We start from the raw sequence: 23,964 nt of genomic DNA on the forward strand, positions 1-23,964 counted from the left end.
ATCCTATTCCTTTGTCGGTTTTGCCGTCAGTTTGATATCACGGCCGATTTGGGTTATATCAGTGAATTGTAATAAGGGGACATCTTTCATTGATTGAAAACCTTCACCGGAGATTAAGCTGGGAGCATGCGTTCCTCCGATTAGTTTAGGGGCAAAATAGAAGATGATTTCTTGAAAACAGCCTTCTTTGACAAAGCTTCCGTGAACAGCTGAACCGCCTTCCACATACACCGACATGATGCCTTCTTCCGCTAGGATCTTCAAAACATCAGGAATTTGAATGCGCTCGGTTTCAAGTGTAAATATGTTCACTCCGAAAGCTGAAAGCCGTTTTTTCTTTTCCTCGTCTGCGCGTGCCGTCGTAAAAATCCATGTCGGCGCTATTTGATCGCAAATCACTTTAGCGTCCTCAGGAATCGAGAGTACGGTATCAAGTATGACCCGAACCGGCTGTTTTGTTACATTCGGCAGTCTGCAGGTTAAGCTCGGATTGTCGGCTTTCACTGTGCCAACTCCGACTAAAATGCTTTGGTGTGTTTTCCTGTATTGCTGAGCATCCTGTCTTGCAGCCTCTGACGTGATCCATTTGCTGTCACCCGTGCTGGTAGCTATCTTGCCGTCAAGGCTGGCAGCCGCTTTTAGCGTGACGTACGGAAGGCCTGTCCTCATAAAGTGCAGAAATTTTTCATTCAGCCTCTCCGCCTGGTCTGCCAGGATACCTTCCCTTACCTCAATGCCGGCTTCTTTCATCATGCTGATCCCTCTTCCAGCCACAAGCGGATTAGGATCTCTCATCGCCACGAACACTCTTTTGATGCCAGAGTTGATAATCAATTCTGCACATGGCGGTGTTTTTCCGTAATGGCTGCACGGTTCGAGTGTAACGTAAATGTCGGCACCCTCTGCATGTGCTCCAGCCATATGGATGGCATGAACTTCTGCATGAGCTTCACCATATTTTAAATGGGCGCCCATTCCGACAATTTGTCCGTCCTTTACGACAACAGCGCCGACGAGCGGATTGGATTCGGTCTGTCCTTCGCCCTGCTTCGCAAGATCTAAGGCCAGCTTCATATAATACTCTTCCATTTGGTTCCCTCCCCTCTTTTGTTATTTACCGTCAAAAAAGCCCCGAATTTATAAAAAATTCGGGGCTTTAGGTATTTTACGCAATAGGAAATAACACTATGCATTTTTGAACCATTTGCATAGCGGTTCATCATCCTTCTCCCATCCAGACTTTCACTGTCGGCTTCAGCTTAAACTGAATCCACCGCGTGCTTATGCACACGGGTCACGGGCTCTAAAGCAAATGTGCTTTACTACCGCCGGTCGGGATTTCCACCCTGCCCCGAAGGATACAATCTTTATTCATTTGTCCTTATTGGCTATTATAGCGATCCTTTTTAAAGTACGCAATGAAATAAACTTACAATTTGAGAAAAACAAAACATCACCCTTCGATCTGAAAGGTGATGTTTTGTTAATCATTTACTTTTGCAACCTTGATTAATCCGTCGATCCGCTTTGATTTGCTGAAGTATGCCTTAATCTTGTCACCTTCTTTTATATCAGATAAATCCTGATTTAATTTTTTTCCGTTGAAGATGATTTTCGTTCCGTTTTCTGCTACTCCATGATACTCTGAGCCGTCAATTTTCGTCACTTTATATTCCTGGATGGTGTATTCCTCTTCTTCCGAGGACAAGGTTTGTCCAATTGCTGTCGGAACATCCTTCAGCTCAACATCATTTATGTACATATAACCGCCTGCAAGTAAAAGCAAAAGCACTAACAGAATGGTAATCTTGGTTTTTATTCTTCCCATTTCTAAACCTCCAGCCAATATGAATCTATTCATTCATATGAGTTATTCCTTTTTTTCATGAATAAAAAACCGTAAATTCTCGTAAATTATTAATATAACGATGCATAACGGGAATATGTTTCACATTTCTGCAAAAATTTCTTTTCTATAGATATACGAATTTATGTTCTGTTTTTAGGGGATGACCGTAAAAAAGATATAAAAAAAGCAGCCCCAATGGGAAACTGCTTGATCCTAATTTGTTTTGCGCATTTCGTTAAACGGGTAGAAAACAAACTTTGACGTACCCGCAATTTGTTTTTTCGTGAAGAGGCCAAGACCGTTACGGCTGTCCATTGAATTCCGACGGTTGTCGCCCATCACAAAATACTTGTTATCAGGCACTTTAACCGGGCCGAAATCATCGGTCAAATGGTCAAAACCGTCCTGTTTCGCTCTCTTTTTATTAGCCGCCAAATAAGGTTCGTCCACCTTTTTCCCGTTGATATAGAGCTGGTCATTTTTCATCTCAACCGTATCGCCGGGAAGGCCGATAATACGTTTGACATAGTGAACATCATCTCCGTTTAACACGACGATGTCTCCTCTATCAAACTCGCCGATGTATTTGACTGTCATATTGACAAAGACCCTTTCACGGTTGTGAAGTGTAGGATACATAGAGTCACCATCAACGACATACGGCGCAAAAATAAAGTTGCGAATGAGCAAAGCAAGAACGACAGCAATCACAATTGCTTTTGCCCATTCTAATATTGTTTTTTTCTTCGAAACATTTTCTGATTTCAACTGATTTCCTCCAATAAACAACGGTCTTCAATTTATGTTATCACGAATCGAAAAAAAATCCCATTAGGACCATTGAAGTGATTTTACAAACTGTTAATCTTCATCTTCTACCCACATCATGCCTAACTAAGCCTGCAAATATTGAAGGAAATGAATCGCATAATTCAGAAGCGATGGACTCAGAAGAAAGAGAGTTCTCATATGCAAAATCTTTAAATCGTATATAAGGCATGAGGTTACGAACAGTTTGTTCATTTACTGCATTCCATTGATCTCCCAGTCCATGATACCCATGGCACTTGACAAAACAATTCACGTCATGAAGGTTACTGGAATGTTTGCGGCAACCTATTTCACAGGTGATAACCGCACTCCGTTTTTTGCTTTCATAATATGTTTAAAATCATTGAAGCTCGAAAACATGGATCAGCCTCCAAAAAATAAATCCAATATATTCCCGGCAGTTGAAGACTCTTTATTATAAAACTCTGAATATCCGCAGTTCTTACAGTAAACCACTAGAAATCGGTTATGCTGCACGTCAAACAGCTTTGATAATCCCGTGCCGGTTGTAGCTATTTCTTTTTGTCCGGCTTCAGTACTGCCGCATTTTATACAGCCTTTGTTGTTCATATCGCGATCTCCTTTTCATTACATCACGTTTGTTTGATTTATTTTACTACAAAATATCAATCCCAATGACCTGTACTACTTTAAAGTTTACTTAATTTTGATTACATACTAATTGGGTTCGTTTCTCAGCTTGGTAAATCTTCTGGAGAAACGGAAAAGCTCCATGACCAAAACATTCAAACTCAGCCAAACACCGCCGAAGGCGTAACAACATCACTCGGATACTGCTCATTAAAGTACACACGACTCAGCCCGATGAGGAATAAAACGATAATAAACAAAAAAATGCAACAGTTTGCAGACGCGTCTTGTGAGAATGACGAACAAAAAGATAAGCACAAAAACCAAAAATGACAAATGCCGTTAAAGTCTGTTCGCTCGGGAATGGATATAATACATGACTTTCCAAAGGAGCGTGAATAGGATGAAGGGAATGAAAGAGCCGTCTAATTCCCTCTTCATAAAGCTCTCGCACCAACGACTAGGAGAAAGAGAGTTCGATTTTCCGGTCTTGCCCTTTGAATACCGTCCAAAAAAAAGTTAGAACAATAACGGCTAACAGAACACCTCTCGACGCAAAAGCTTTCTGAATTGCAGCTGGGCCCAGTCTATACCCGATCCAATACGACATGCTTACTCCCGCACAGCTCCCCAATCCGGCCGCTAACATGCTTAGCACCCAGTTTAACTTTTCTTGAAACACGAGAACACCGGCAAACTCTCCCGGTCCAAGTAAAGCTAGAAGCTCTAACATCAAGACAATAAACAAGACGGCATATCCGTACTGTTCGAGCAACCCCGTCAAAACTTGCATGTGATTCTCCTTAAACTTTTTTGTTCTTTTATCATTCCCAATCCACTTTTTGTATAATCAGCACAATTTCACCTTCAGTCGTCCAACAACATTGTCTATGGCGGGATCTTCTCTCCTATACTCGTCACTCATACTTTCTTTTTTGACATAGGAGGAGCAACAGCATGAAATGGGAGGAAACAAAAGATACGCAGGGAGTTTGCCAAAATTTTGGGCAGTTCGTTCTGCCACCGAGTCAGGTGTTTGTTTGCCTACCTCATTCCTTGGCCATTCCCCATTTTTCCCGTATGAGGTTCGCAATGATAAAGTATTTCACTTAGTTTCGTACCTGAAGAGGTAAATTCTTTGCTCACCGAACTAGGATAGCTGCGCATGACGATTACTGCATTGCATAACCACTGGTTATTTAGTGAGCCGGGTGCAATGTATATGCACTTTGAGTCAGCACAGGATGATCCTATTACATTCGCCAGAAAAGCAGCTGCCGCATTCAGAGTAGTTAAAAGAATAGACAGGTAGCTGGGCTTCCGGAAGCTATAAAGGAGGCGCTTTTTTCGAGCATTTTTATAAATCAATAAAAACAGGCATCTCCTAAATATTTTTGCCGATAAGTTTACGCTAATCAACTCTAGCACTAATACATATAAAAAATAGAATGATATGAAAGGAGACTTGATAGTATGATTGATTATCCTATTAATATAAACAACGTTTCCGGGAACAGTGTAATTAACGTAGGCGGCGCTTTTATGATCAGGCCTTTAACTTTGTCCAAATCTGTGTTTGGCTCCGGAGGTTTAAACACAGGAATTGTCTTTGAAAATAACTTTGTAAGCAAGGCTAAAATGATTAATCATCAATTTACTGATCAGAACGTCACCAAAACTTTTTAATCTATTCATTACGGGGGCTTGCGATGTCTCACTAACTAAACACCTGGTTTTGCCAACCGCCATCAACACTGGGCGGTTTTTTATTGAATATTTTCACCCAATAAAAAAGCTCCCTCTATAAGAGGAAGCCTTTTGCCTGCTGATTAGCCTTCTACACGAACTTCTTTCATGACATCGCCGTTAGACATGTTTTTCGCGAATTCCAATCCGCTTGTTACTTTACCAAATACAGTGTGAACACCGTTCAAATGAGGCTGTGGCTCATGAACGATGAAAAATTGGCTGCCGCCAGTGTCTTTTCCGGCATGTGCCATAGAAAGTGCGCCCGCCTCATGTGTATGCGGGTTGCCTTCTGTTTCACATTTGATTGTGTATCCCGGACCACCAGTACCAGTTCCGTGCGGGCATCCGCCTTGGCTGACGAAGCCAGGGATCACTCGGTGGAACGTAAGCCCGTCATAAAAGCCTTCGTTCGCAAGCTTTTCAAAGTTTGCAACAGTTCCAGGTGCAGCTTCAGGATAAAGTTCAAATTCAATTTTGTTCCCGTCTTCTAATAAAAAGTAACCTGTTTTCAATTGTATGCCTACTTTCTTTATTTTAATTTTCAAAGGAGATTATGTATGATAGGTTATAGCCTGTCTCTCCTTGTCGCGGCTATTATACCACACCTTTCGGGGGAAAACGAATCTCCCGGGCTTTACTAAAAAATAAAAATGAAACCTGAATCTCTTTATCTCCGTCTAACCTAACGGAACTGTATTTTTCATGATTCAGGTCCTCACAAAGCAGCACTATCCAGCTGCTTGTGAAATTGAAGGAGGTCAAACTGCTTTGAAGAAAATTTGGATTGGAATGCTGGCAGCGGCCGTTTTGCTGCTGACGGTTCCGAAGGTCAGTCTCGCGGATGCCGCAGTTGGAGATGTCATTGTAACACTGGGTGCTGATTTGTCAGAATCCGACAAACAAAAAGTGCTTGATGAAATGAATGTCCCTGATAATGCCACAACGGTAACCGTGACCAATAAGGAAGAACATGAATATTTAGGAAAATATATATCAAACGCGCAAATCGGATCGAGAGCGATTTCTTCATCCTCAATCACCATTGCCAAAAAAGGCTCCGGATTGAATGTTGAGACCCATAATATCAGCGGCATCACGGATGAAATGTACCTGAATGCACTGATGACAGCCGGTGTTAAAGATGCGAAGGTGTACGTTACAGCGCCGTTTGAAGTATCCGGGACTGCGGCTTTAACTGGATTGATTAAGGCGTATGAAGTTTCTTCTGACGAAGCGATCTCGGAGGATGTTAAGCAGGTCGCCAACCAAGAGCTTGTCACGACATCAGAGCTTGGAGACAAAATCGGTAACGAAAATGCGGCAGCCCTGATTGCAAAAATCAAAGAAGAGTTTGCTAAAAACGGGGTGCCTGATAATAAAGCTGACATCGAAAAACAAGTGGACGACGCAGCTTCTGATTTAAACGTCACACTTACTGACAGCCAAAAGAACCAGCTTGTCTCCCTATTCAATAAGATGAAAAACGCTGACATTGACTGGGGACAGGTCAGTGACCAGCTAGATAAAGCAAAAGATAAGATTACGAAATTCATAGAATCAGATGAAGGCAAAAACTTCATCCAGAAAGTCATTGATTTCTTCGTATCTATCTGGAATGCGATTGTATCTATATTCAAATAAGAAAAGCGCCGAAAAATCGGCGCTTTCTTTTATTGCTTTACACCCGTTTTAAATGGCAGATCAAGTTTTACAATATCCTCGTATGTTTCTCGCTTCACGACTAAATGAGCCTCACCGTTTTCGACAAATACAACGGCGGGTCTCGGAATACGGTTATAATTGTTGGCCATGCTGTATCCATAAGCGCCTGTACAAAAAACGGCAAGAAGATCGCCTTCTTTTACTTCCGGCAAGTCAATATCCCAAATCAGCATATCTCCGCTTTCACAGCACTTTCCGGCAATTGATACCGTTTTGTCATGCGCTTCTCCGATCCTGTTGGCTGCCGCAGCTTCATATTTAGCTTGGTAAAGCGCAGGACGAATATTGTCGTTCATGCCTCCGTCTACAGCCACATATTGGCGGACACCCGGCACTTCTTTTTGAGAGCCAACCGTATAAAGAGTTGTGCCTGCGTCTCCCACGAGAGAACGGCCCGGTTCGATCCAAATTTCCGGGATGTCAAAACCGTAACGGGAAGCATTTTCTTTCACAGCTTCGATAATTTTTTCAACGTATTCAGTGGCGTGAAGCGGTTCATCGTCTTCCGTATAACGAATGCCGAAACCTCCTCCAAGATTCAGCACCTTGGATACAAATGAATATGAATCTCTCCATTCGTCTAGTTTTTTGAAGATTTTTTCCGCTGCTAACACAAAACCGGCCGTATCAAAGATTTGCGAGCCGATATGGCAATGGACACCCAGCAGCTGAATGTGTTCCGATTGTAATACTTGTTCGATGGCCCGTTCAGTTTGTCCGTTATGAAGGTCGAAACCAAACTTTGAATCTTCCTGGCCCGTTGTAATGTAGTCATGCGTATGCGCTTCTACTCCGGGCGTGATCCGAAGAAGAACATCGATGGAGTGACCCGTTTCTTTACATAGGTCTTCAAGAAGCGCAATTTCATAGAAATTATCCACCACAATGCAGCCGATGCGGTGCTCAAGCGCCATGCGCAGTTCTTCCCTGCTCTTATTGTTTCCATGAAAGTGGATGCGTTCTGCCGGAAAGCCTGCCGCAACAGCCGTATATAGCTCTCCTCCGGATACAACATCTAAAGAAAGTCCCTCTTCCTCAGCGAGCTGAATCATTGCAACTGATGAGAATGCTTTGCTCGCATATGCCACCTGTGCTTTCAGCCCTGCAGAAATAAACGCCTGCTTAAAGCTTTTAGCACGCTCACGTATTAAAGCCACATCATATACGTAAAGAGGTGTACCATATTTCTCCGCTAAATAGAGAGCATCCACACCTCCGATTTCTAAATGACCATGTTGATTTTGTCTGCTTGTGCCGTGTAAGAACAATGTCATTCCCTCTTTCTCCGCTTATGGATGAAAGGACAGTTTTATGGACTGTCCCTTCATAATTAAGACATACATTATCATACTCTTCAGTCAGTTTCAATGCGATTATGAATTGGTAGGCTGCCTTAAGCGATTTTTGGGGTGAACGATACTGGGTCTTACTTTTGCGCCAGGTTTCGCTGTGCGGACAAGAACCTGCCACAGCGCCTTTCCGTTAAAGGGAATCAGCGGCCATAAGTACGGTGTCTGAAGGGATTTGATGCTTGCCATGGCAATAATTAGCACTGTAAATCCGATGACGAGCCCTTTTATATGAAATAAGGCAACGAGTATCATGAGGACAAGACGGCTCATTTTGTTTGCCAAGCTTAATTCATAACTGGGCGTCGTAAAGGTTCCAATCGCCGCAAGTGAGACGTACAGAATCACCTCAGGAGAAAAAAGGCCGACCTCAATCGCAATCTCCCCGATCAGAACAGCGGCAATTAAACCCATTGCTGTTGATAAAGCCGTCGGGGTGTGAATGGCAGCCATTCTGAGAAACTCGATTCCTAAGTCAGCTAAAAATATCTGCAGGATGATCGGGATATGCGTATCTTTATTTAAACCGATAAATTTCATATTGTCCGAGAGCAGGTCAGGCTGAAGCACAAAGAGAAACCAGATCGGAAGAAATAAAGTAGAAGCAAGAATACCGAAAAATCTTACCCATCTTAAAAAGGTCCCGACTGAAGGCGCCTGCCTATATTCTTCAGCATGCTGCACATGGTGAAATAAAGTCGTAGGGGTAATGATCACACTCGGCGATGTGTCCACTATAATGATAACATGGCCTTCTAGAACATGATTTGCGGCCACATCCGGTCTTTCTGTATAGCGCACGAGCGGAAAAGGATTATAGCTTTGATTAACAATGAATTCCTCGACAGTTTTGTCTGCCATTGTTAATCCATCGACATCAATGGATGCAACTTCTTTTTCTACGATCTCAACCAGATCCGGATCAGCTATATCTTCTATATAACAAATGCTTAAATCCGTCTTTGACCGCTCACCAACTTTAGTCATCTTGACTCGAAGGCGCTCGTCTCTGATCCGCCTTCTGAGAAGGGCCGTATTAACGACGATATTTTCAACAAATCCGTCTCTGGCTCCTCTGACTACCTTTTCCGTATCAGGTTCTTCCGGGTTTCTGCCCGGATAGCTTCTGACGTCAATTATAAATGCGAAACCTGCACCTTCAACAATGACAGCGACGAGCCCGGACAGCACTTGGTCGGTGGTTTCATCCAAGGTTTTTACTTTTTCGACCTGGGCGTTAAGCAGCCTGTTTTCGACGATGTCGACCAGCTCATCAGGGTCTTCTTTCCGATTGTTAATGGCAACAAGCTCTCTCATTAAATGAATAATATAAACTGTATCGCATAATCCATTTAGATAGTAAAGCTGGATCTCTTTATCTAAAATCGTGAGCTTGCGAACACCTACATCATAGCTCGTCCCCATCCCAACACGGTTTTTGAAATACTCTTCATTTTTAGCTGGATTCCGATAAACCCGAATTTTCTCTTCCTTGTGGTCCGGCATGATACCCGCTCCTTTCTAAAATAAACTCGACCGCTTTCATGGTGATTGGCGACCCTTTTGAGATATCGTCTTTTCTGCCCATTTTGCCGATATCCCCGATACCGACAATAAGTGGGAGATCAAGTTTATCAAGGCAATAGACTGTATCTCCACTCATTCTGTGGTCATCAAATTCCCTTTCCCCGACTTTATCGACGCCGTATTCAGTTATTTCTCCATTGCGGTCAATGCTTACATCGACCCTGGTCCATTCAGCCTGATGTGTTTTTGACGCGACCGCAATCACACCGAGCACTTCAATAGACGGATGGGTTGCGACATAGGTTAGAGCGGCTTCTCCCGGACCCTCTCCTTGAAGGCCGGAGTCGTCAAACATGACAAATACAGGATCATACGGTGCTGAGGCGATCAGCTTGACAAGCTCGGCGCCGCTGCGGGTGGAAGGATTCCCTTTTGATTGTGAAATGCATCGGCCTCCCACTTTGCTTGCGGCGTATTCAATTGTTTTAGCGGCATAAACATCCCCGTCTGTTACCAGTATGACCTTGCGTTTTGTCGTCATGTCGGCATTATCCTTTCGGTTTGAAAATAACAGCTACGATAAAGGCGAAAAGAATAGCGGCTGAGATACCGGCCGAGGTCAGCTCAAAAATCCCCATGCCGATTCCGATAAATCCGTGTATATGCGCCTGATGCATGGCGCCGTGCAGAAGACTGTGACCGAAGCTGACGATCGGAACGGTGGCGCCTCCTCCGGCAAATTCAATAAATTTATCGTAAATGCCGAAACCATCTAATATTGCACCGATTACAACAAATGATGTCATGACATGAGCTGGCGTCAATTTAAAAATATCCAAGAGCAGCTGGCCGACGATACAAATGGCCCCGCCGCAGACAAAAGCCAAAAGGTAGTCCATGTTAAGATGCACCTCCTGCACGCTCAAATACAACCCCGTGGGCGATAGTCGGGATGGTTTCTTTTTGCTGGATCATCGTCGGGCTTAATAGCGCCCCGGTCGCCACGACAAATACACGGTTTAGTTTTCCTTCTCTCAGCTGCTTAAAAATATGAGAGTAGGTGACAACCGCTGAACAAGCACAGCCGCTCCCCCCGGCAAAGACCTGCTGATCCGGAGTGTAAATCAGAAGCCCGCAATCATCATGCTTTGTGCCGACTGGATATCCATCTTCTTTTAAAATGTCTTTTACGATTGGAGAACCGACGCCTGACAGGTCACCTGTCAGGATTAGATCATAGTCATCCGCTGTCCGGTTGAGATCTTTAAAGTGCTGCTTAATCGTATCAGCTGCAGCCGGAGCCATAGCCGATCCCATATCAAAAGGATCTGTAATTCCTAAATCAGAAACCTTCCCGACAGTCGCACTTGTGATTTGGATATCACCCGGTGTCTGACTGATGACAACTGCACCGCTTCCGGTTACAGTGGAGGTAGCAGTGTCCGGTTTTTGGCCTCCGTATTCTGTCGGATATCGAAACTGTCTTTCCGCAGTTGCATTGTGACTGCTGGTGGCAGCGAGTGCCCTTTTGGCAAACCCTCCATCAACTAAGGCTGATGCGACAGCCACTGTTTCCATTGATGTTGAACAGGCGCCAAACATACAAAGAAATGGGATTTTCAAGTGTCTTGCCACATAGTTAGCCGTCACGTTTTGGTTCAGCAAGTCGCCTGCCAGCAATAGGTCAATATCATCTTTTGTCAGATTGTTTTTTTGAAGTGCAACATTAACAGCGTCTTCCATCAGCTGCCGTTCCGCCATTTCCCAGCTTTTTTGATTACAATGCATTTCGTCATAGGTTTTATCAAATAAAGAGCCAAGCGGTCCGTCTTTTTCCTTTGGTCCTGCTGCCGTTCCCGCTGAGTTGACAAATATGGGATGTTCAAATACCCAGGTTTGCTTTCCTGTTAATTTCATTTTCTTCTCCTCCTATGACATCAGTTTCTCAAAAGCAAACCGAATCATTCCAACGATGTATGCAGCTACAACTCCGAAAACAATAACATTTCCTGCCAGTTTAAACATATTTGTCGCTACTCCAAGCACTAATCCTTCGCTTTTATATTCAAGAGCCGCACTTGCCATACTGTTGGCAAAACCCGTGACAGGTACGGCTGAACCTGCGCCTGCGAATTGTCCGATTCTGTCATAGATGCCAAACCCTGTAAGTAGGGCAGAAATTAATATCAGCGTTGCAGCTGTTGGATTCCCCGCAGTTTTTTCATTGAAATCAAAAAAATGGATATAAAAATTTTGCAGACCTTGCCCGATTGCACAAATCAGTCCGCCCACTAAAAAGGCTTTTACACAGTTCCAGACGTAAGGCGGCTTAGGCTGATATGTTTTCACTTTTGATTTGTAATTTTCTTTTATGTTTGTCATCTTGAAACCTCCTTATGAATGGTCAATAAAGTACAGCCAGTGAAATAAAGATCCCGCGATTTTCCCAATCACGATGGCCATTAACAGAATAATGATTTTACTTCTGAGCCCGATTCGTTTCGCCAAAATCGGCAGGACATTTAAAACCTCTGTAAGAGCAGCCGCTAGCATCCCGACGAACAAACCTGCCAGAAGCCCGACCGGCACAGCTATCCATTTTGTTAGATAAAGATGATTCATATGAAGCGTCTCCCATCCCCCGCAAACCGCGCCAAGAATAACAGCCGCTTCATAAGCCTGAACAAATCTCATTGTTTTGGTGAGCTGCATCAGCCGCGGAATGATTCCCATTACGGTTAAAAAAGCAACGAAACCCGCCCCCACCGTTATGCCTCCGCCGAGCCCGACAAAAATAATGAACAATACACTAACGATCATGCAGATCCTTTATGGTTTCTTGATTCTCATGCATGGCCACATATTGATCGAGATCAAGCTGATAGTTAAACATCTCAACCTCCAGCGGGCTGGGCTCTTCATTTAGGCGCTTTTTAAATATGTGGTTAAAAAATACGATCATCCCCAGTCCCAAACCGATGCTGTATGGGATTTGAAGCAAATATGGATAGTCATTCCTCTCTCCGGTTATGATTTCATATAGTGCGATATGAACATCTCTCATGCTTACATCCTCATGAAAGTTCATGATGGCAAGACACGATCCAATAAACAGAAGCAGCCAGACACCGATAAACAGAACCGTTGATAAATTTCGCTTTCGATATTGAATTTCAACAATGGTTTCTGCTCCGCCTACGGTTTGAACATCAAGTGTCGGATCTTGTAAATGAATGGCTCTGAGGACTTGTATGATATCCAGAATTACGATATTTTTATCTTTTTCGCTCACCTGATAAAGCGGCATAGCCGAAAGTTTCTTTTTCAGCTGAAGCTGCCCTTCTATTTGCGCGGCATCTCCAACGGTAATAATATCCCCTGGATGTGCCAGCACTCGGTGGCGAAGCCGGATAAATATTCGTCGTTCCATCATTGATCACCATCTTTCGGTGGTTATATATGTAGTATGTGGTTCGATTTTGTTCTCATTCATCCGCTCGAAAAGACCATAAATTACCACGCTTTTGCACACAAAAAAGCTAGCCTGCACCGCAGACTAGCCATCCGTATGATCCATTTGAACCTTGATCTGTTTTAATATTTTCTTTTCAAGCCTGGAAACCTGCACCTGAGAGATCCCGAGCCGCTCAGCCACCTCGGACTGTGTCTGGTCTTTATAATATCTGAGATAGACGATTAGTTTTTCCCTTTCCTCCAAATCGCTGATTGCTTCTTTCAGCGCAATTTTGTCAAACCATTTTTCTTCTGAGTTGTCAGCGATTTGATCAAGCAGGGTAATCGGATCTCCGTCATTTTCATAAACGGTTTCGTGAATCGAAGATGGAGCCCTTACCGCCTCTTGGGCCAGTACAACATCCTCAGCTTCAATCTCCAAATGGTCAGCGATCTCCTGCACCGTCGGCACTCTGCCCAGTGTTTTCGAAAGCTCATCCTTCGCGCGCCGGATTTTGTTTCCAAGCTCTTTTAATGACCTTGATACCTTTACGGTTCCGTCATCACGGATAAATCGTTGGATTTCTCCGATAATCATCGGCACTGCATACGTTGAAAAACGCACATCATAGGTTAAATCAAATTTGTCAACAGATTTTAACAGCCCGATGCAGCCGATCTGGAAGAGATCGTCAGGCTCATATCCTCTGTTTAAAAACCGCTGTACGACAGACCAAACAAGACGCATGTTTTTTTCTATGAGGAGGTCTCTTGCCTGCTGGTCGCCATTTTGGCTTTGTTTGATTAATTCCTTTACTTCATGATCCTTCAGCTGAGCGTTTTTGCCGTTTTTCTTAACCTCCACATCCATAACAAATCTCCTTAATTACAAAGCGCTTTGCTTTTTGATAAGTGCTTTGTTAAGCGAATCGTTGTTCCCATTTCAGGCGATGAATCGATACTGACATCATCCATGAAATTTTCCATAATGGTAAAGCCCATTCCAGAGCGCTCAAGCTCAGGCTTAGTCGTAAATAGAGGCTGGCGGGCTTCTTCAAGATCTGTAATGCCTAAGCCTTCATCACGAATGGTCATATATACGACATGATCTTCCAGCGTCACTGAAATGTAAACTTTTCCTTCACAGTTCTCTTCATATCCATGGATAATCGCATTCGTGACAGCCTCTGACACGACTGTTTTGATTTCAGTCAGTTCATCCATTGTCGGGTCCAGCTGAGCTATAAATGATGCAACTGTCACACGGGCGAACGATTCATTCTGACTGAGGGCAGAAAACTCAAGGTGCATTTCATTTTTCATGATGCCACCCCCAGTGTCAGGAGCGCCTGCTGTTCAGATTGTTCAAATCGGATAATTTTAAACAGACCCGACATATCAAACAATCGCTTCACCGCAGGAGAGATAGCGCAAACGACCATTTCCCCGCCAATTTGCTTAATTTGCTTGTATCTTCCTAAAATAACGCCAAGCCCCGAGCTGTCCATAAAGGAAAGGTCCTCCAAGTTCAGCACGATATGGCGAATATCATCCTTCTCCAATGATTGAGTCACTTTTTGCTTTAGGGTTTCAGCCGTATGGTGATCGAGTTCGCCTGTTAATCGAATACAAAGCACAGATTCTTTGACATTCATGTCAATTCCAAGGCTCATGCTCATTCCTCCTTGATATGATCGGATAATGAGTGTTTCGATTTCGACGGAATGAATTCCTTCACCGTGACAAAACTAGTGGTCATTCGGCATAATTACTTAAATTTTGTCCAGTCTCCCATCGTCCGCTTCAAGAATGTGATAAACCCGGCTTTCTTCATATCTTCTTTTGCAGCAACAGGACTTTCAGCGAGTACTTCTCCATCCTTTTTCAGAACAAGAGTGCCAAGCTCTTGGCCTTTTTGAATCGGAGCACTAATATTGTCCTTCATCTTGATTTCTTTTTTCACATCGTTCATATCCTCGCCTTTTTTCGTCAATATTGAAATCGGCTCAGATGTAGTGAGTTCGATCAATTTTTGTTTCCCTTTTTTGACCTTTACTTTTGCTACTGTTTGATTTCGTTTATATAAAGGATGCGTTTCATATTGGCTAAAGGCGAAGTCAAGCATTTTTGTCACTTGCGCGTTTCTTTCTTTAGGCGTGCTCGCTCCGAATACAACCGCTATGGCCCGCATGTTTCCTTTTTTTGCCGAAGCAGTCAGACAATATTTCGCTTCGCCTGTATAGCCTGTTTTTACGCCGTCTACACCAGGATAAAATTTGATAAGGCGATTTGTATTTACAAGCCAAAACTTTTTATCTGTATTTTCACGCAGATAATCTTCATACGTGCCGGTAAACTTCGTAATTGATTCGTATTTCAATAATTCCTTAGCCATGATTGCCATGTCATAAGCAGAGCTGTAGTGTCCTTCCTCGGTCAGTCCGGTCGGGTTTTTGAAGGATGTATTTTTCAATCCCAGCTCTTTTGCTTTTTTGTTCATTTTCTGAACAAATTCTTCTTCCGAGCCGGAAATAAATTCAGCCATGGCGACGGAAGCGTCATTTCCCGAAGCGATTGCGATGCCTTTCAGCATTTCTTTGACAGTCATTTCTTCGCCGGGCTCAAGGAATATCTGTGAGCCGCCCATTGACGCCGCATGCTCGCTTGTACGGACCTTATCACTCATTTTGATTTTGCCTTTATCTAAAGCTTCCATAATCAAAAGCATCGTCATAATTTTCGTCATGCTTGCAGGCGCCAGTCTCTCATTGCTGTTCTTGTTGTAAAGCACTTTTCCCGTGTCACGTTCTATCAGCACCGCAGACTTCGCTTCATGAGCAAGCTCCGATGTACGTTTTCCGTCTTGTTTTGCAAATGCAGACGGTGCAAATGTAAGCAGCATTATACCAATCAACAAAGTGGATAAAAGACGTTTCATCTCAAAAGCCCTCCATTTCATAATCCTTTTTATTTTTTCCAAGCGGGATGGTTTTATACGCCACTGATGGAAAATGTTTCGAATTTTGGGTATAAAAAAAGACAGCTGTGTGATGTCAGACACAGCTGTCTTTTGGTCCTGCATTGATTCATATTTATTCGTACTGAGCGACGATCGCTTTAACAAGCTTCAAGAATCCAGCTTTTACTTTTTCGGTCACTTCCATAACTTCATCGTGACTTAAAGGCTGATCCAGAATTCCGGCTGCCGCGTTAGAGATGCAGGAAATGCCAAGAACCCGCATTCCCGCATGATTCGCCACAATGACTTCCGGAACAGTAGACATGCCGACAGCATCAGAGCCCATCGTTCTTAAGAAACGGACTTCTGCCGGTGTTTCGTAAGAAGGTCCTGTCACAGCAGTGTACACGCCTTTTTGAATTGGGATATTAAGGTCTTTCGCAATCTTTTCAGCCAGGCTGGACAGATCTTTGTCATAGGCTGAAGACATATCTGGAAATCTGGCGCCGAAATCCGCTTCGTTTGGCCCGATTAACGGGTTTGTTCCCATAAAGTTGATATGATCGGTAATAATCATTAAGTCTCCCGCACAAAATTCAGTGTTGACACCGCCTGCGGCATTTGTCACGATCAACGCTTCCACACCGAGCGCTTTCATCACGCGTACAGGGAATGTGACTTTCTCCATTGAGTAGCCTTCATAAAAATGAAAGCGGCCCTGCATTGCAATGACGGAAACTCCTTCAAGAGTGCCAAGCACAAGCTGTCCAGCATGCCCTTCAACAGTAGATACCGGGAATTCAGGTATGTCTTCATATTTCAGCTTGACCGGATTTTCGATTTCGTCAGCCAAAATGCCAAGACCTGAGCCTAAAATAAGGCCGATCTTCGGAGATTCCGGCAGGTTTTGTTTAATAAAAGCTGCTGCGCGTTCAATTCTGTCCTTCAAGAAACAGTCCCCCTATTGTAATAAAGATAAAAAGCTTTTCCCGTATTTCGGTTTATTCGTTTGGAAATTATCAGCGATCGTTGCGCCAATATCAGCAAATGTATCTGCAAGCGGCAGCATTTGCGCTTTCTTATGTTTTTTGCTGTAAGCGAGAATCGGCACATACTCGCGTGTATGGTCAGTCCCATGATGAATCGGATCATTGCCGTGGTCGGCTGTAATCATTAACAGATCGTCTTCTCTCATTTTTTCAAACACTTCCGGAAGCCGCGCATCAAATTCTTCAAGCGCGCGTCCGTAGCCTTCAGGGTCACGGCGGTGTCCGAATAACGCGTCAAAATCAACAAGGTTCGCAAAGCTCAGACCCGTAAAGTCTTCTCCCAGCGTATCGATCACCTTGTCCATTCCGTCCATATTAGAAACCGTTCTGCGTGAAGAAGTAATGCCTTCTCCGTCGTAAATATCTGAGATTTTTCCGATTGAAATCACATCTAAGCCGCTGTCTTTCAATTCATTCATGACAGTGCGATCAAACGGTTTAAGGGCATAGTCATGGCGGTTTGGCGTCCGTTTGAATTGACCCGGCTCTCCGACGAACGGCCGTGCAATAATGCGGCCAACCATATATTTCGGATCAAGCGTCAGCTCTCTCGCCGTTTCGCAAATGCGATACAGCTCCTCAAGCGGCACAACCTCTTCGTGAGCGGCAATTTGCAGAACAGAGTCAGCAGACGTGTAAACAATCAAAGCCCCTGTCTCCATGTGCTCCTGGCCAAGCTCATCCAAAATCGCTGTGCCGGAAGCCGGCTTGTTTCCAATAATTTTGCGGCCAGATCTCTTTTCCAGCTCTTGAAGCAATTCATCAGGAAAGCCTTCCGGGAACACTTTAAACGGTTTATCAATGTATAAACCCATAATCTCCCAATGGCCGGTCATCGTATCTTTACCGTTTGACGCTTCTTGCATTTTTCCATAATAGGCAAGCGGATGTTCTGTTTTTTCTACACCTTTGATATCTTCGATAAGACCAAGGCCGAGCTTTGCCATATTCGGCATATGTAATCCGTTCATATGCTCGGCAATATGAACGAGCGTATGAGCGCCTTCGTCATTAAAGTCAGCGGCATCCGGCGCTTCGCCGATTCCGACTGAGTCCATCACAATTAAAAACACACGATTATATTTGTATGCAGGCATCTTGAAAGCCTCCTTTTTTTCTATACGTCTATTGTATCGCTAAGAGGTCTGACAACTCAAGTATAAATCGTTTTCATTCCCGTTGACAATGTATTTGGAAATAATGAGAAACTTCAATATTTTCTGTCGCTCTAAACAAAAAAGCCGCAGCCACCTGCGGCTATGCTCGCGGATGAAACTGCTTGTACACATCCTTCAGCCTTGTTTTCGTCACATGCGTATAAATTTGCGTCGTGGATATATCCGCATGACCGAGCATTTCCTGCACCGCTCTTAAATCTGCCCCGTTCTCAAGCAGATGCGTCGCAAAGGAATGCCTGAGTGTATGCGGAGTCAGCTCTTTCTTAATGCCGGCTTCCAACGCGATTTTTTTCAGGTTCTTCCAAAATCCCTGGCGGCTGATCTGTTTGCCGTGATGATTTAAAAAGAGGGCGTCAGATACATTATTTTTTAACAGTTTTCCCCTGGCTTTTGTCATATATTCCTCAATGGCTGAAGCAGCGGCTTCACCGATTGGCACAATCCGTTCTTTTCTTCCTTTGCCGAAGCATCGGATAAACCCCATAGATAAATGAACATCAGCCGTTTTCAATTCAATCATTTCACTGACTCGTATGCCTGTCGCATAAAGCAGCTCCAGCATTGCTTTATCCCGATATCCGAAAGGGCTCGTCAGCTTAGGCGTGTCCAATAACCGCTCGACTTCATTGAGCGCGAGCACCTTCGGAAGCGCCCGTTCCGTCTTTTGTGTTTCGATATGAACGGAAGGGTCCTTATCCGTTACTTTTTCCCTGAGCAGAAATTGATGAAAAGAGCGAATGGATGCCAAATGCCGCGCCGATGTCTTGCCGGATTTCCCCGAGTCCTTCAAATGCTTTAAGTATTGGATAATATGTATGCGGGTAACGTGATTCCAATCCGTCACATGAAGGGTTTCTGTTAAGTAGAGAGAATAGCTTTTCAAGTCACGTTCATAGGATACGATCGTATTTTGAGAGAGCCCTCTCTCTACCATGACGTAGTGGATGAAATCCTTTATTTGATCTTTCACTCTTGATCTACTCCCCGTTTTGGTAAAAAAAGATCAACCGGTCGAGCCATCCGCCTTTTTCATCCTGATCCATTTCAACAACTTTTACAGCGGAGCCTTCCGGTTTATCATACCGATGATAGTTTTCATACTCTTGATTCACCCATATCATAGCATAATAGAACAAAGCGGTAAAACCGGTAAACAGGATGAAAACTTTCAATGCATCGACAGCTGTTTTCAGGAATCTTCCCATGTCCTAATCGATCCTTTCCCTATGGTTCCAGTTATATAAACCATATGCCAAATCAGAAAGGTTTTATACATAGAAACAGCAAAAAACCCTTTCCCTATGAGAAAAGGTTCGCGCTCGGCACCGTCTATTCAGTTTCTTTTCCGTTACAGCGGTGGCAAATGCCGTGAAACGTCAATCTATGATCTTTAATCTTAAATTTCCAATCACGTTCAATGATTTCTTCCACGTCTTCAAGCAAATCTTCTTCAATTTCATCAACGGCTCCGCACTCCATGCACACCAAGTGGTGATGAAAGTGAGCTGCTCCCTCTTTCCGAAGGTCGTAACGGGACACACCGTCTCCAAAGTTAATTTTATCTACGACTTTTAATTCAGTTAATAATTCAAGCGTACGGTATACTGTAGCGAGACCGATCTCAGGAGATTTCTCTTTTACGAGGAGGTATACATCTTCTGCGCTTAAATGGTCTTCTTCGTTTTCAAGCAGCACTCTTACTGTCGCTTCACGCTGTGGCGTAAGTTTATAGCTGGATGAGTGCAGTTGTTTCTTAATACGATCAATACGGTTTTCCATGTCTTTCCCTCCTACGCCGCATTCCATGACTCATTATAACAAAATACGCGCAGAGTTCCAACTATAATTATTATAAACTGATAAATAAAATGGTTTTCTTTTAATAATAATTTTAAAAAAGTCTAGATGTAAGCTTTTCCATTAAAACAGGAGATAAGTATGCTTCAAAGAGAGATGAAATCAGCGCTAAAAACAGAATGACCAGCAGCACAAAGGCATACCGCCCGAACCATTGAATCGGCGCGTCATGCAGGCTTCGTTTCACGAACAGCTGTCTGATTAACTTTAAAGAAAACGCAATTGCACATGTGCCCATAATGAGATAAGCCGGAATCAGCAGCACATTTTGCGGCAAAACGGAGACAAATGATAGGAAAAACCCGCTTACTCCCATCTGATTGACTAGGAACCCGACAGTAAAGCCGACGACGATCCCTTTCAGAAAGATCATAATGAAAATAATCGGCATCCCAATGACGGAAATTCCCAGTATCCACATCAGGCCTAAATACTTTGCATTATGAAAGATACTTTGCCCAAACATATCAGCTGAACTTGCCTGTTTTCCATCCGAAAGCTGTCCAAAAAATTGACTTAAGTAGTAGTATAAATCTTCTTTCTGGCTGATGGTCATACTGTTGACAATAATCGCGCCAAAGATGACACCCATGAAAAACAGCACTGACACAAATATATAAAGAGAGAGATGATCTTTGACATGCCTGAGAAACATGTCCTTATAAGAGATTTTTCGCATACCGTTTCCTCCCGCCCGTTCTAGTGATTTGATTTAATAGATTGTATGAAAGAAACGGAAAAACATGCCCTTTTTCAAAAAGAAACGATAGAGATGAATGCTAGGCGGCTTTTTGGGGCACAAAAAAATCCTTATCATCAACTGCTGTATGATCATAAGGATTCTTATGCTTCCGTTTATTCAAAATCTCTTTTTTGCTTTTTGTCATTCTTTCATGTGTGCTGAAAGATGGTGTGCTGCCTCTTGATAATAAGACGTCACGTCCGCCGTTTCTCAATCGATGCCCCCGCTTCTTTTTCGCTTGGCTTTTTGCCATGTGATCACTCCCTTTTTTATTTTCATAGTAATGATAACAAAATTGAACAATGATAAGAAAAAAACAGCACCTGCTACGACAGGTGCTGTTTAGCTACATTTATTTCACTGCTGTAAGAGCTGCATGCTCGACAGCTGCTGCTACCGCATGATGGACTTTTGAATCAAGCGGCTGAGGGACAACATCACCTTGTTTAGTGCAAGCTGCGATGGCCTCTGCTGCTGCGACAAGCATATCATGATTAATCTCCGTGCTTTTTGCGTTAAGCGCTCCTCTAAAAATCCCCGGAAAACCGAGTACATTATTAACAGAACGCCCGTCAGCTGCATATGCGGCGCCAGCCTGCAGCGCGGCCTCCGGCTCAATTTCCGGCTTCGGATTCGATAAAGCCAAAATTACTTGACCAGAACGTACAAATGCCGGTTTTATTAAACCCGGAACGCCCGTTGTAGCAATGACAATATCACATGTTTCCATGAGCTCCTCAATACTGGAAACTGCCTGTCCGCCGTATTGTTCGAGACGGTTCATTGCTGACTCTGATTTGTCTGTTCCGTATACAGCATTCACACCATAAGCCATGAACATCCGGCAGATGGCCACGCCTGCTGCGCCAAGGCCGATTTGCCCCACTTTCGCTTCCTTCAGGTCAACCCCCGCACTCCTGCATGCCGAGATGGCAGCTGCCAGCGTCACTACAGCTGTACCATGCTGGTCATCGTGCATAACAGGGATGTTCAGCTCCTCTTTTAGGCGATCCTCGATTTCAAAACAATGCGGCGAACCGATATCCTCAAGAAGGATGCCGCTAAAGCCCGGAGAAATATGTTTTACTGTTTTGATGATTTCTTCAGGATCACTCGTATCAAGCAGTATCGGAATGCCGCTAATACCCGCCAGCTGATCAAATAAAGCAGCCTTTCCTTCCATGACAGGCATGCCAGCCACAGAGCCGATATTCCCAAGGCCTAAAATTGCGGTTCCATCTGTTACAATTGCAACAGAATTGCTGATCGTTGTATAAATAGAAGCTTTTTCAGGTTCTTTTTCGATCAGTCGGCACACGTCTGCAACACCTGGTGTATAGACACGTCCCAGCTCTGCCAGTGAACGGATCGGCATTTTGCTTTTCATTTGGATTTTTCCGCCTTCATGTGCGGACAGGACTTCATCAGATACGGTGTGAAGCCTGATCCCTTCTCCGAGGGCCTGTACAGCCGCGATCACTTCCTGAAGCTGTTCTTCATTCTCCACTTGAACGGTAATATTCCGCATTGTGTAATTGGGTCCGACTTTTACCGTCTCCACTTCACCAATATCTCCGCCCAGAAGGCCGATTGCCGTAGCCACCCTTCCAAGATTTCCGGGAACCGAAGGCGTTTCGATCATCAGTGTCCGAATCATGTGTTTCGCTATCATTCAGTGATCCTCCCCTATTAGCCTAGTTTTTCGGCTTTAACTGTATTGTTTTTCGTATACCATATAAATTTTCCTGTATAACCATAGATAATTGCAAGACCTATTGCTACAAAACTGAGCCACATAAACGGCAGATAAGAGAAGGTAGAAACACCTAAAATACCAGCCATGTAAATTCCATTATCAGACCAAGGAACCATCCCCGAAGTCAATGTTCCCCCGACCTCTGAGTTACGTGATAACACTCTTCTGTCCAGATGTAAGCGATCATAGCTGTCTTCCATAATTTTCGGAGTCAAAATAAGAGATACATACATCGCACAGCCGAAGATGTTTGCTAAAAACGCTACGATCAGTGTAGACAATGTGACATTGCCGGCTGAAGTTAATTTCTTTTCAAACGTTGAAACAATGACTTTTAACACGCCGAGTTTCTCAAGCAGACCGCCAAAACCAAGGCCAAAGATGATGACGACGAGAGAATCAAGCATACCGACAATTCCACCGCGGTTTAACAAGCCGTTCAAAAATTCAACATCAGTTTTAATAGAGAAGCCGTTGTACGCAGTTGCAATCGCATGAGCAATATCCATTCCTTGGAAAACAACAGCCCAGATTGCACCGAGTAAAGCGCCAATTACGATAACCGGCATAGATGGCTTTTTCATCGCCAATAAGACTATGACGAGAACTGCCGGGATCAGCATCCAAATATGAATGTCAAACGTGTTTTGCAAAGATGATTTTAAGAATTCAACTTTATCAAGATCAATATTTTTCCCGCCGTACATAAATCCAACAACTGTAAAGAGTATAGCTGTAATGACATAAGCAGGTATTGATAAATAAAGCATTGCTCTCACGTGAGCCAATACATCGACTTTTGATAGTGAAGAAGCTAGAACTGTACTGTCAGACAGCGGAGACAGCTTGTCCCCAAAATAAGCACCTGAAAGAATAGCTCCCGCTACTAGAGGAAGCGGAATGCCTAAACCCTCTCCAATTGCGATCATGGCAATGCCGGCAGTTCCGACTGTTCCCCATGACGTTCCTGTTGCCACAGACATAATGGAACAAATAATTAACGTTGCCAGTAAAAAGATACTTGGGTGAATAAATTCCAGTCCGTAATAAATCAAAGTCGGCACAACGCCTCCGGCAATCCATGTTCCGATGAGCGCCCCAACTGAAACGAGAATCAGTACGGCTTCAAGGCCATTTGATATCCCATGTACAATCGCATTTTGTAAATCTTTATAAGAATAACCGAGTCTTATACCTAAAAGCATTGCAATAAACCATGAAACAAAAAGCGCCAGCTGTATCGGCAAGTCGAGAAAGACTGTAAACGATAGAACAAGTGCTAAAAATACTCCTAGTACAATAATAATTTCAAATAGTGTTGGCAATCTTACATCCTTCAAAAGAAGTCCCCC

General features: G+C 43.6%; 30 protein-coding genes, 1 pseudogene and 1 riboswitch. Of the genes and pseudogenes, 4 read left to right on the plus strand and 27 right to left on the minus strand.

Annotated elements, in window-relative coordinates:
- Nucleotides 1-3: 3 nt before the first annotated feature.
- From ribD to sipS, 3 genes are all read right to left on the minus strand, one after another.
- The gene (gene ribD, locus NSQ09_RS17545) at nucleotides 4-1,089 is read right to left on the minus strand and encodes a bifunctional diaminohydroxyphosphoribosylaminopyrimidine deaminase/5-amino-6-(5-phosphoribosylamino)uracil reductase RibD (RefSeq protein ID WP_004398763.1); all 1,086 of its coding nucleotides are present in this window, start codon (nucleotides 1,087-1,089) and stop codon (nucleotides 4-6) included.
- Between the two features lie 129 nt (nucleotides 1,090-1,218).
- Nucleotides 1,219-1,363, minus strand: a riboswitch (FMN riboswitch).
- A 120-nt stretch (nucleotides 1,364-1,483) separates the two neighbouring features.
- Nucleotides 1,484-1,828, minus strand: coding sequence for a hypothetical protein (locus tag NSQ09_RS17550; protein WP_003230488.1), 345 nt, complete (start codon nucleotides 1,826-1,828; stop codon nucleotides 1,484-1,486).
- Between the two features lie 234 nt (nucleotides 1,829-2,062).
- Entirely contained in the window at nucleotides 2,063-2,617 is a 555-nt protein-coding gene (gene sipS / locus NSQ09_RS17555) for a signal peptidase I sipS (RefSeq protein WP_015483398.1), read from the minus strand.
- A 247-nt stretch (nucleotides 2,618-2,864) separates the two neighbouring features.
- Here sipS and NSQ09_RS17560 point away from each other — a divergent pair, with 247 nt between their 5' ends.
- The gene (locus tag NSQ09_RS17560; protein WP_074794831.1) at nucleotides 2,865-3,101 is read left to right on the plus strand and encodes a hypothetical protein; all 237 of its coding nucleotides are present in this window, start codon (nucleotides 2,865-2,867) and stop codon (nucleotides 3,099-3,101) included.
- Here NSQ09_RS17560 and NSQ09_RS17565 read toward each other — a convergent pair.
- Both NSQ09_RS17565 and NSQ09_RS17570 read right to left on the minus strand, forming a co-directional pair.
- Nucleotides 3,044-3,250, minus strand: coding sequence for a zinc ribbon domain-containing protein (locus tag NSQ09_RS17565; protein ID WP_003223929.1), 207 nt, complete (start codon nucleotides 3,248-3,250; stop codon nucleotides 3,044-3,046). The genes NSQ09_RS17560 and NSQ09_RS17565 overlap by 58 nt on opposite strands.
- A 608-nt stretch (nucleotides 3,251-3,858) precedes the next feature.
- Nucleotides 3,859-4,064, minus strand: a pseudogene (locus NSQ09_RS17570) (hypothetical protein).
- A gap of 372 nt (nucleotides 4,065-4,436) precedes the next feature.
- Between NSQ09_RS17570 and NSQ09_RS17575 the strand changes: the two are divergent.
- Both NSQ09_RS17575 and NSQ09_RS17580 read left to right on the plus strand, forming a co-directional pair.
- Nucleotides 4,437-4,583 (plus strand): DUF1259 domain-containing protein, encoded by a 147-nt coding sequence (locus tag NSQ09_RS17575; protein ID WP_017695920.1) that lies wholly within the window; start codon nucleotides 4,437-4,439, stop codon nucleotides 4,581-4,583.
- 161 nt (nucleotides 4,584-4,744) lie between these two features.
- Entirely contained in the window at nucleotides 4,745-4,957 is a 213-nt protein-coding gene (locus NSQ09_RS17580; RefSeq protein WP_003230479.1) for a spore germination protein, read from the plus strand.
- A gap of 143 nt (nucleotides 4,958-5,100) precedes the next feature.
- On the opposite strand, the gene NSQ09_RS17585 is transcribed toward NSQ09_RS17580, so the two are convergent.
- Nucleotides 5,101-5,532: a peptidylprolyl isomerase gene (locus NSQ09_RS17585; RefSeq protein WP_003223931.1), complete on the minus strand. Its 432-nt coding sequence runs from the start codon at nucleotides 5,530-5,532 to the stop codon at nucleotides 5,101-5,103.
- Nucleotides 5,533-5,788: 256 nt separating this feature from the next.
- Here NSQ09_RS17585 and NSQ09_RS17590 point away from each other — a divergent pair, with 256 nt between their 5' ends.
- The gene (locus NSQ09_RS17590; protein ID WP_014480169.1) at nucleotides 5,789-6,661 is read left to right on the plus strand and encodes a DUF1002 domain-containing protein; all 873 of its coding nucleotides are present in this window, start codon (nucleotides 5,789-5,791) and stop codon (nucleotides 6,659-6,661) included.
- 29 nt (nucleotides 6,662-6,690) lie between these two features.
- On the opposite strand, the gene lysA is transcribed toward NSQ09_RS17590, so the two are convergent.
- From lysA to mleN, 21 genes are all read right to left on the minus strand, one after another.
- Nucleotides 6,691-8,010 (minus strand): diaminopimelate decarboxylase, encoded by a 1,320-nt coding sequence (lysA, locus tag NSQ09_RS17595; protein ID WP_004398851.1) that lies wholly within the window; start codon nucleotides 8,008-8,010, stop codon nucleotides 6,691-6,693.
- A gap of 105 nt (nucleotides 8,011-8,115) precedes the next feature.
- Nucleotides 8,116-9,597, minus strand: a complete 1,482-nt coding sequence (gene spoVAF, locus NSQ09_RS17600) for a spore germination protein SpoVAF (RefSeq protein ID WP_014480171.1) — start codon at nucleotides 9,595-9,597, stop codon at nucleotides 8,116-8,118.
- The gene (gene spoVAEA / locus NSQ09_RS17605) at nucleotides 9,548-10,159 is read right to left on the minus strand and encodes a stage V sporulation protein SpoVABEA (RefSeq protein WP_003230469.1); all 612 of its coding nucleotides are present in this window, start codon (nucleotides 10,157-10,159) and stop codon (nucleotides 9,548-9,550) included. The genes spoVAF and spoVAEA overlap by 50 nt, the downstream gene beginning before the upstream one ends.
- Nucleotides 10,160-10,166: 7 nt before the next feature.
- Nucleotides 10,167-10,517 carry a stage V sporulation protein AE gene (gene spoVAE, locus NSQ09_RS17610; protein WP_003230467.1) on the minus strand — a complete coding sequence of 117 codons (351 nt, stop codon included), beginning with the start codon at nucleotides 10,515-10,517 and terminating at the stop codon, nucleotides 10,167-10,169.
- A gap of 1 nt (nucleotide 10,518) precedes the next feature.
- A complete protein-coding gene (spoVAD, locus tag NSQ09_RS17615; protein ID WP_003230465.1) occupies nucleotides 10,519-11,535 on the minus strand; it encodes a stage V sporulation protein AD in 1,017 nt (338 codons plus the stop codon).
- A gap of 12 nt (nucleotides 11,536-11,547) precedes the next feature.
- A complete protein-coding gene (gene spoVAC / locus NSQ09_RS17620; RefSeq protein WP_003223947.1) occupies nucleotides 11,548-12,000 on the minus strand; it encodes a stage V sporulation protein AC in 453 nt (150 codons plus the stop codon).
- 12 nt (nucleotides 12,001-12,012) lie between these two features.
- Nucleotides 12,013-12,438 carry a stage V sporulation protein SpoVAB gene (gene spoVAB / locus NSQ09_RS17625; RefSeq protein WP_003230463.1) on the minus strand — a complete coding sequence of 142 codons (426 nt, stop codon included), beginning with the start codon at nucleotides 12,436-12,438 and terminating at the stop codon, nucleotides 12,013-12,015.
- Nucleotides 12,428-13,048 (minus strand): stage V sporulation protein SpoVAA, encoded by a 621-nt coding sequence (spoVAA, locus tag NSQ09_RS17630; RefSeq protein ID WP_015714205.1) that lies wholly within the window; start codon nucleotides 13,046-13,048, stop codon nucleotides 12,428-12,430. Before spoVAA ends, spoVAB begins: the two co-directional genes overlap by 11 nt.
- Before the next feature lie 126 nt (nucleotides 13,049-13,174).
- Nucleotides 13,175-13,942, minus strand: a complete 768-nt coding sequence (sigF, locus tag NSQ09_RS17635; protein ID WP_003230458.1) for an RNA polymerase sporulation sigma factor SigF — start codon at nucleotides 13,940-13,942, stop codon at nucleotides 13,175-13,177.
- An 11-nt stretch (nucleotides 13,943-13,953) separates the two neighbouring features.
- Nucleotides 13,954-14,394 (minus strand): anti-sigma F factor, encoded by a 441-nt coding sequence (gene spoIIAB, locus NSQ09_RS17640; RefSeq protein ID WP_003230452.1) that lies wholly within the window; start codon nucleotides 14,392-14,394, stop codon nucleotides 13,954-13,956.
- Nucleotides 14,391-14,744, minus strand: a complete 354-nt coding sequence (gene spoIIAA / locus NSQ09_RS17645) for an anti-sigma F factor antagonist (RefSeq protein ID WP_004398633.1) — start codon at nucleotides 14,742-14,744, stop codon at nucleotides 14,391-14,393. The genes spoIIAB and spoIIAA overlap by 4 nt, the downstream gene beginning before the upstream one ends.
- Nucleotides 14,745-14,839: 95 nt before the next feature.
- On the minus strand, nucleotides 14,840-16,009 hold the full coding sequence (gene dacF / locus NSQ09_RS17650; protein WP_095843809.1) for a D-alanyl-D-alanine carboxypeptidase DacF: 1,170 nt from the start codon (nucleotides 16,007-16,009) through the stop codon (nucleotides 14,840-14,842).
- A 154-nt stretch (nucleotides 16,010-16,163) separates the two neighbouring features.
- Nucleotides 16,164-16,979, minus strand: coding sequence for a purine nucleoside phosphorylase I, inosine and guanosine-specific (locus tag NSQ09_RS17655; RefSeq protein ID WP_095843810.1), 816 nt, complete (start codon nucleotides 16,977-16,979; stop codon nucleotides 16,164-16,166).
- A gap of 12 nt (nucleotides 16,980-16,991) precedes the next feature.
- Entirely contained in the window at nucleotides 16,992-18,176 is a 1,185-nt protein-coding gene (gene deoB, locus NSQ09_RS17660; protein ID WP_341032218.1) for a phosphopentomutase, read from the minus strand.
- 160 nt (nucleotides 18,177-18,336) lie between these two features.
- Nucleotides 18,337-19,227, minus strand: coding sequence for a site-specific tyrosine recombinase XerD (xerD, locus tag NSQ09_RS17665; protein WP_004398985.1), 891 nt, complete (start codon nucleotides 19,225-19,227; stop codon nucleotides 18,337-18,339).
- 7 nt (nucleotides 19,228-19,234) lie between these two features.
- Nucleotides 19,235-19,462, minus strand: coding sequence for a YqzK family protein (locus tag NSQ09_RS17670; RefSeq protein WP_014477240.1), 228 nt, complete (start codon nucleotides 19,460-19,462; stop codon nucleotides 19,235-19,237).
- A gap of 124 nt (nucleotides 19,463-19,586) precedes the next feature.
- Nucleotides 19,587-20,036 carry a ferric iron uptake transcriptional regulator gene (gene fur, locus NSQ09_RS17675; protein WP_003223972.1) on the minus strand — a complete coding sequence of 150 codons (450 nt, stop codon included), beginning with the start codon at nucleotides 20,034-20,036 and terminating at the stop codon, nucleotides 19,587-19,589.
- A 112-nt stretch (nucleotides 20,037-20,148) separates the two neighbouring features.
- Nucleotides 20,149-20,793 carry a stage II sporulation protein M gene (gene spoIIM, locus NSQ09_RS17680; RefSeq protein WP_004398593.1) on the minus strand — a complete coding sequence of 215 codons (645 nt, stop codon included), beginning with the start codon at nucleotides 20,791-20,793 and terminating at the stop codon, nucleotides 20,149-20,151.
- Nucleotides 20,794-20,893: 100 nt separating this feature from the next.
- Nucleotides 20,894-21,109, minus strand: a complete 216-nt coding sequence (locus NSQ09_RS17685; RefSeq protein ID WP_015714209.1) for a hypothetical protein — start codon at nucleotides 21,107-21,109, stop codon at nucleotides 20,894-20,896.
- Between the two features lie 99 nt (nucleotides 21,110-21,208).
- Nucleotides 21,209-22,528, minus strand: coding sequence for an NAD-dependent malic enzyme (locus NSQ09_RS17690; protein WP_004398731.1), 1,320 nt, complete (start codon nucleotides 22,526-22,528; stop codon nucleotides 21,209-21,211).
- A gap of 17 nt (nucleotides 22,529-22,545) precedes the next feature.
- A complete protein-coding gene (mleN, locus tag NSQ09_RS17695; protein ID WP_003230432.1) occupies nucleotides 22,546-23,952 on the minus strand; it encodes a malate-H+/Na+-lactate antiporter MleN in 1,407 nt (468 codons plus the stop codon).
- Nucleotides 23,953-23,964: the final 12 nt, after the last annotated feature.

The organism is Bacillus sp. FSL W8-1202 (assembly GCF_038006165.1).
Taxonomy (GTDB): domain Bacteria; phylum Bacillota; class Bacilli; order Bacillales; family Bacillaceae; genus Bacillus; species Bacillus subtilis.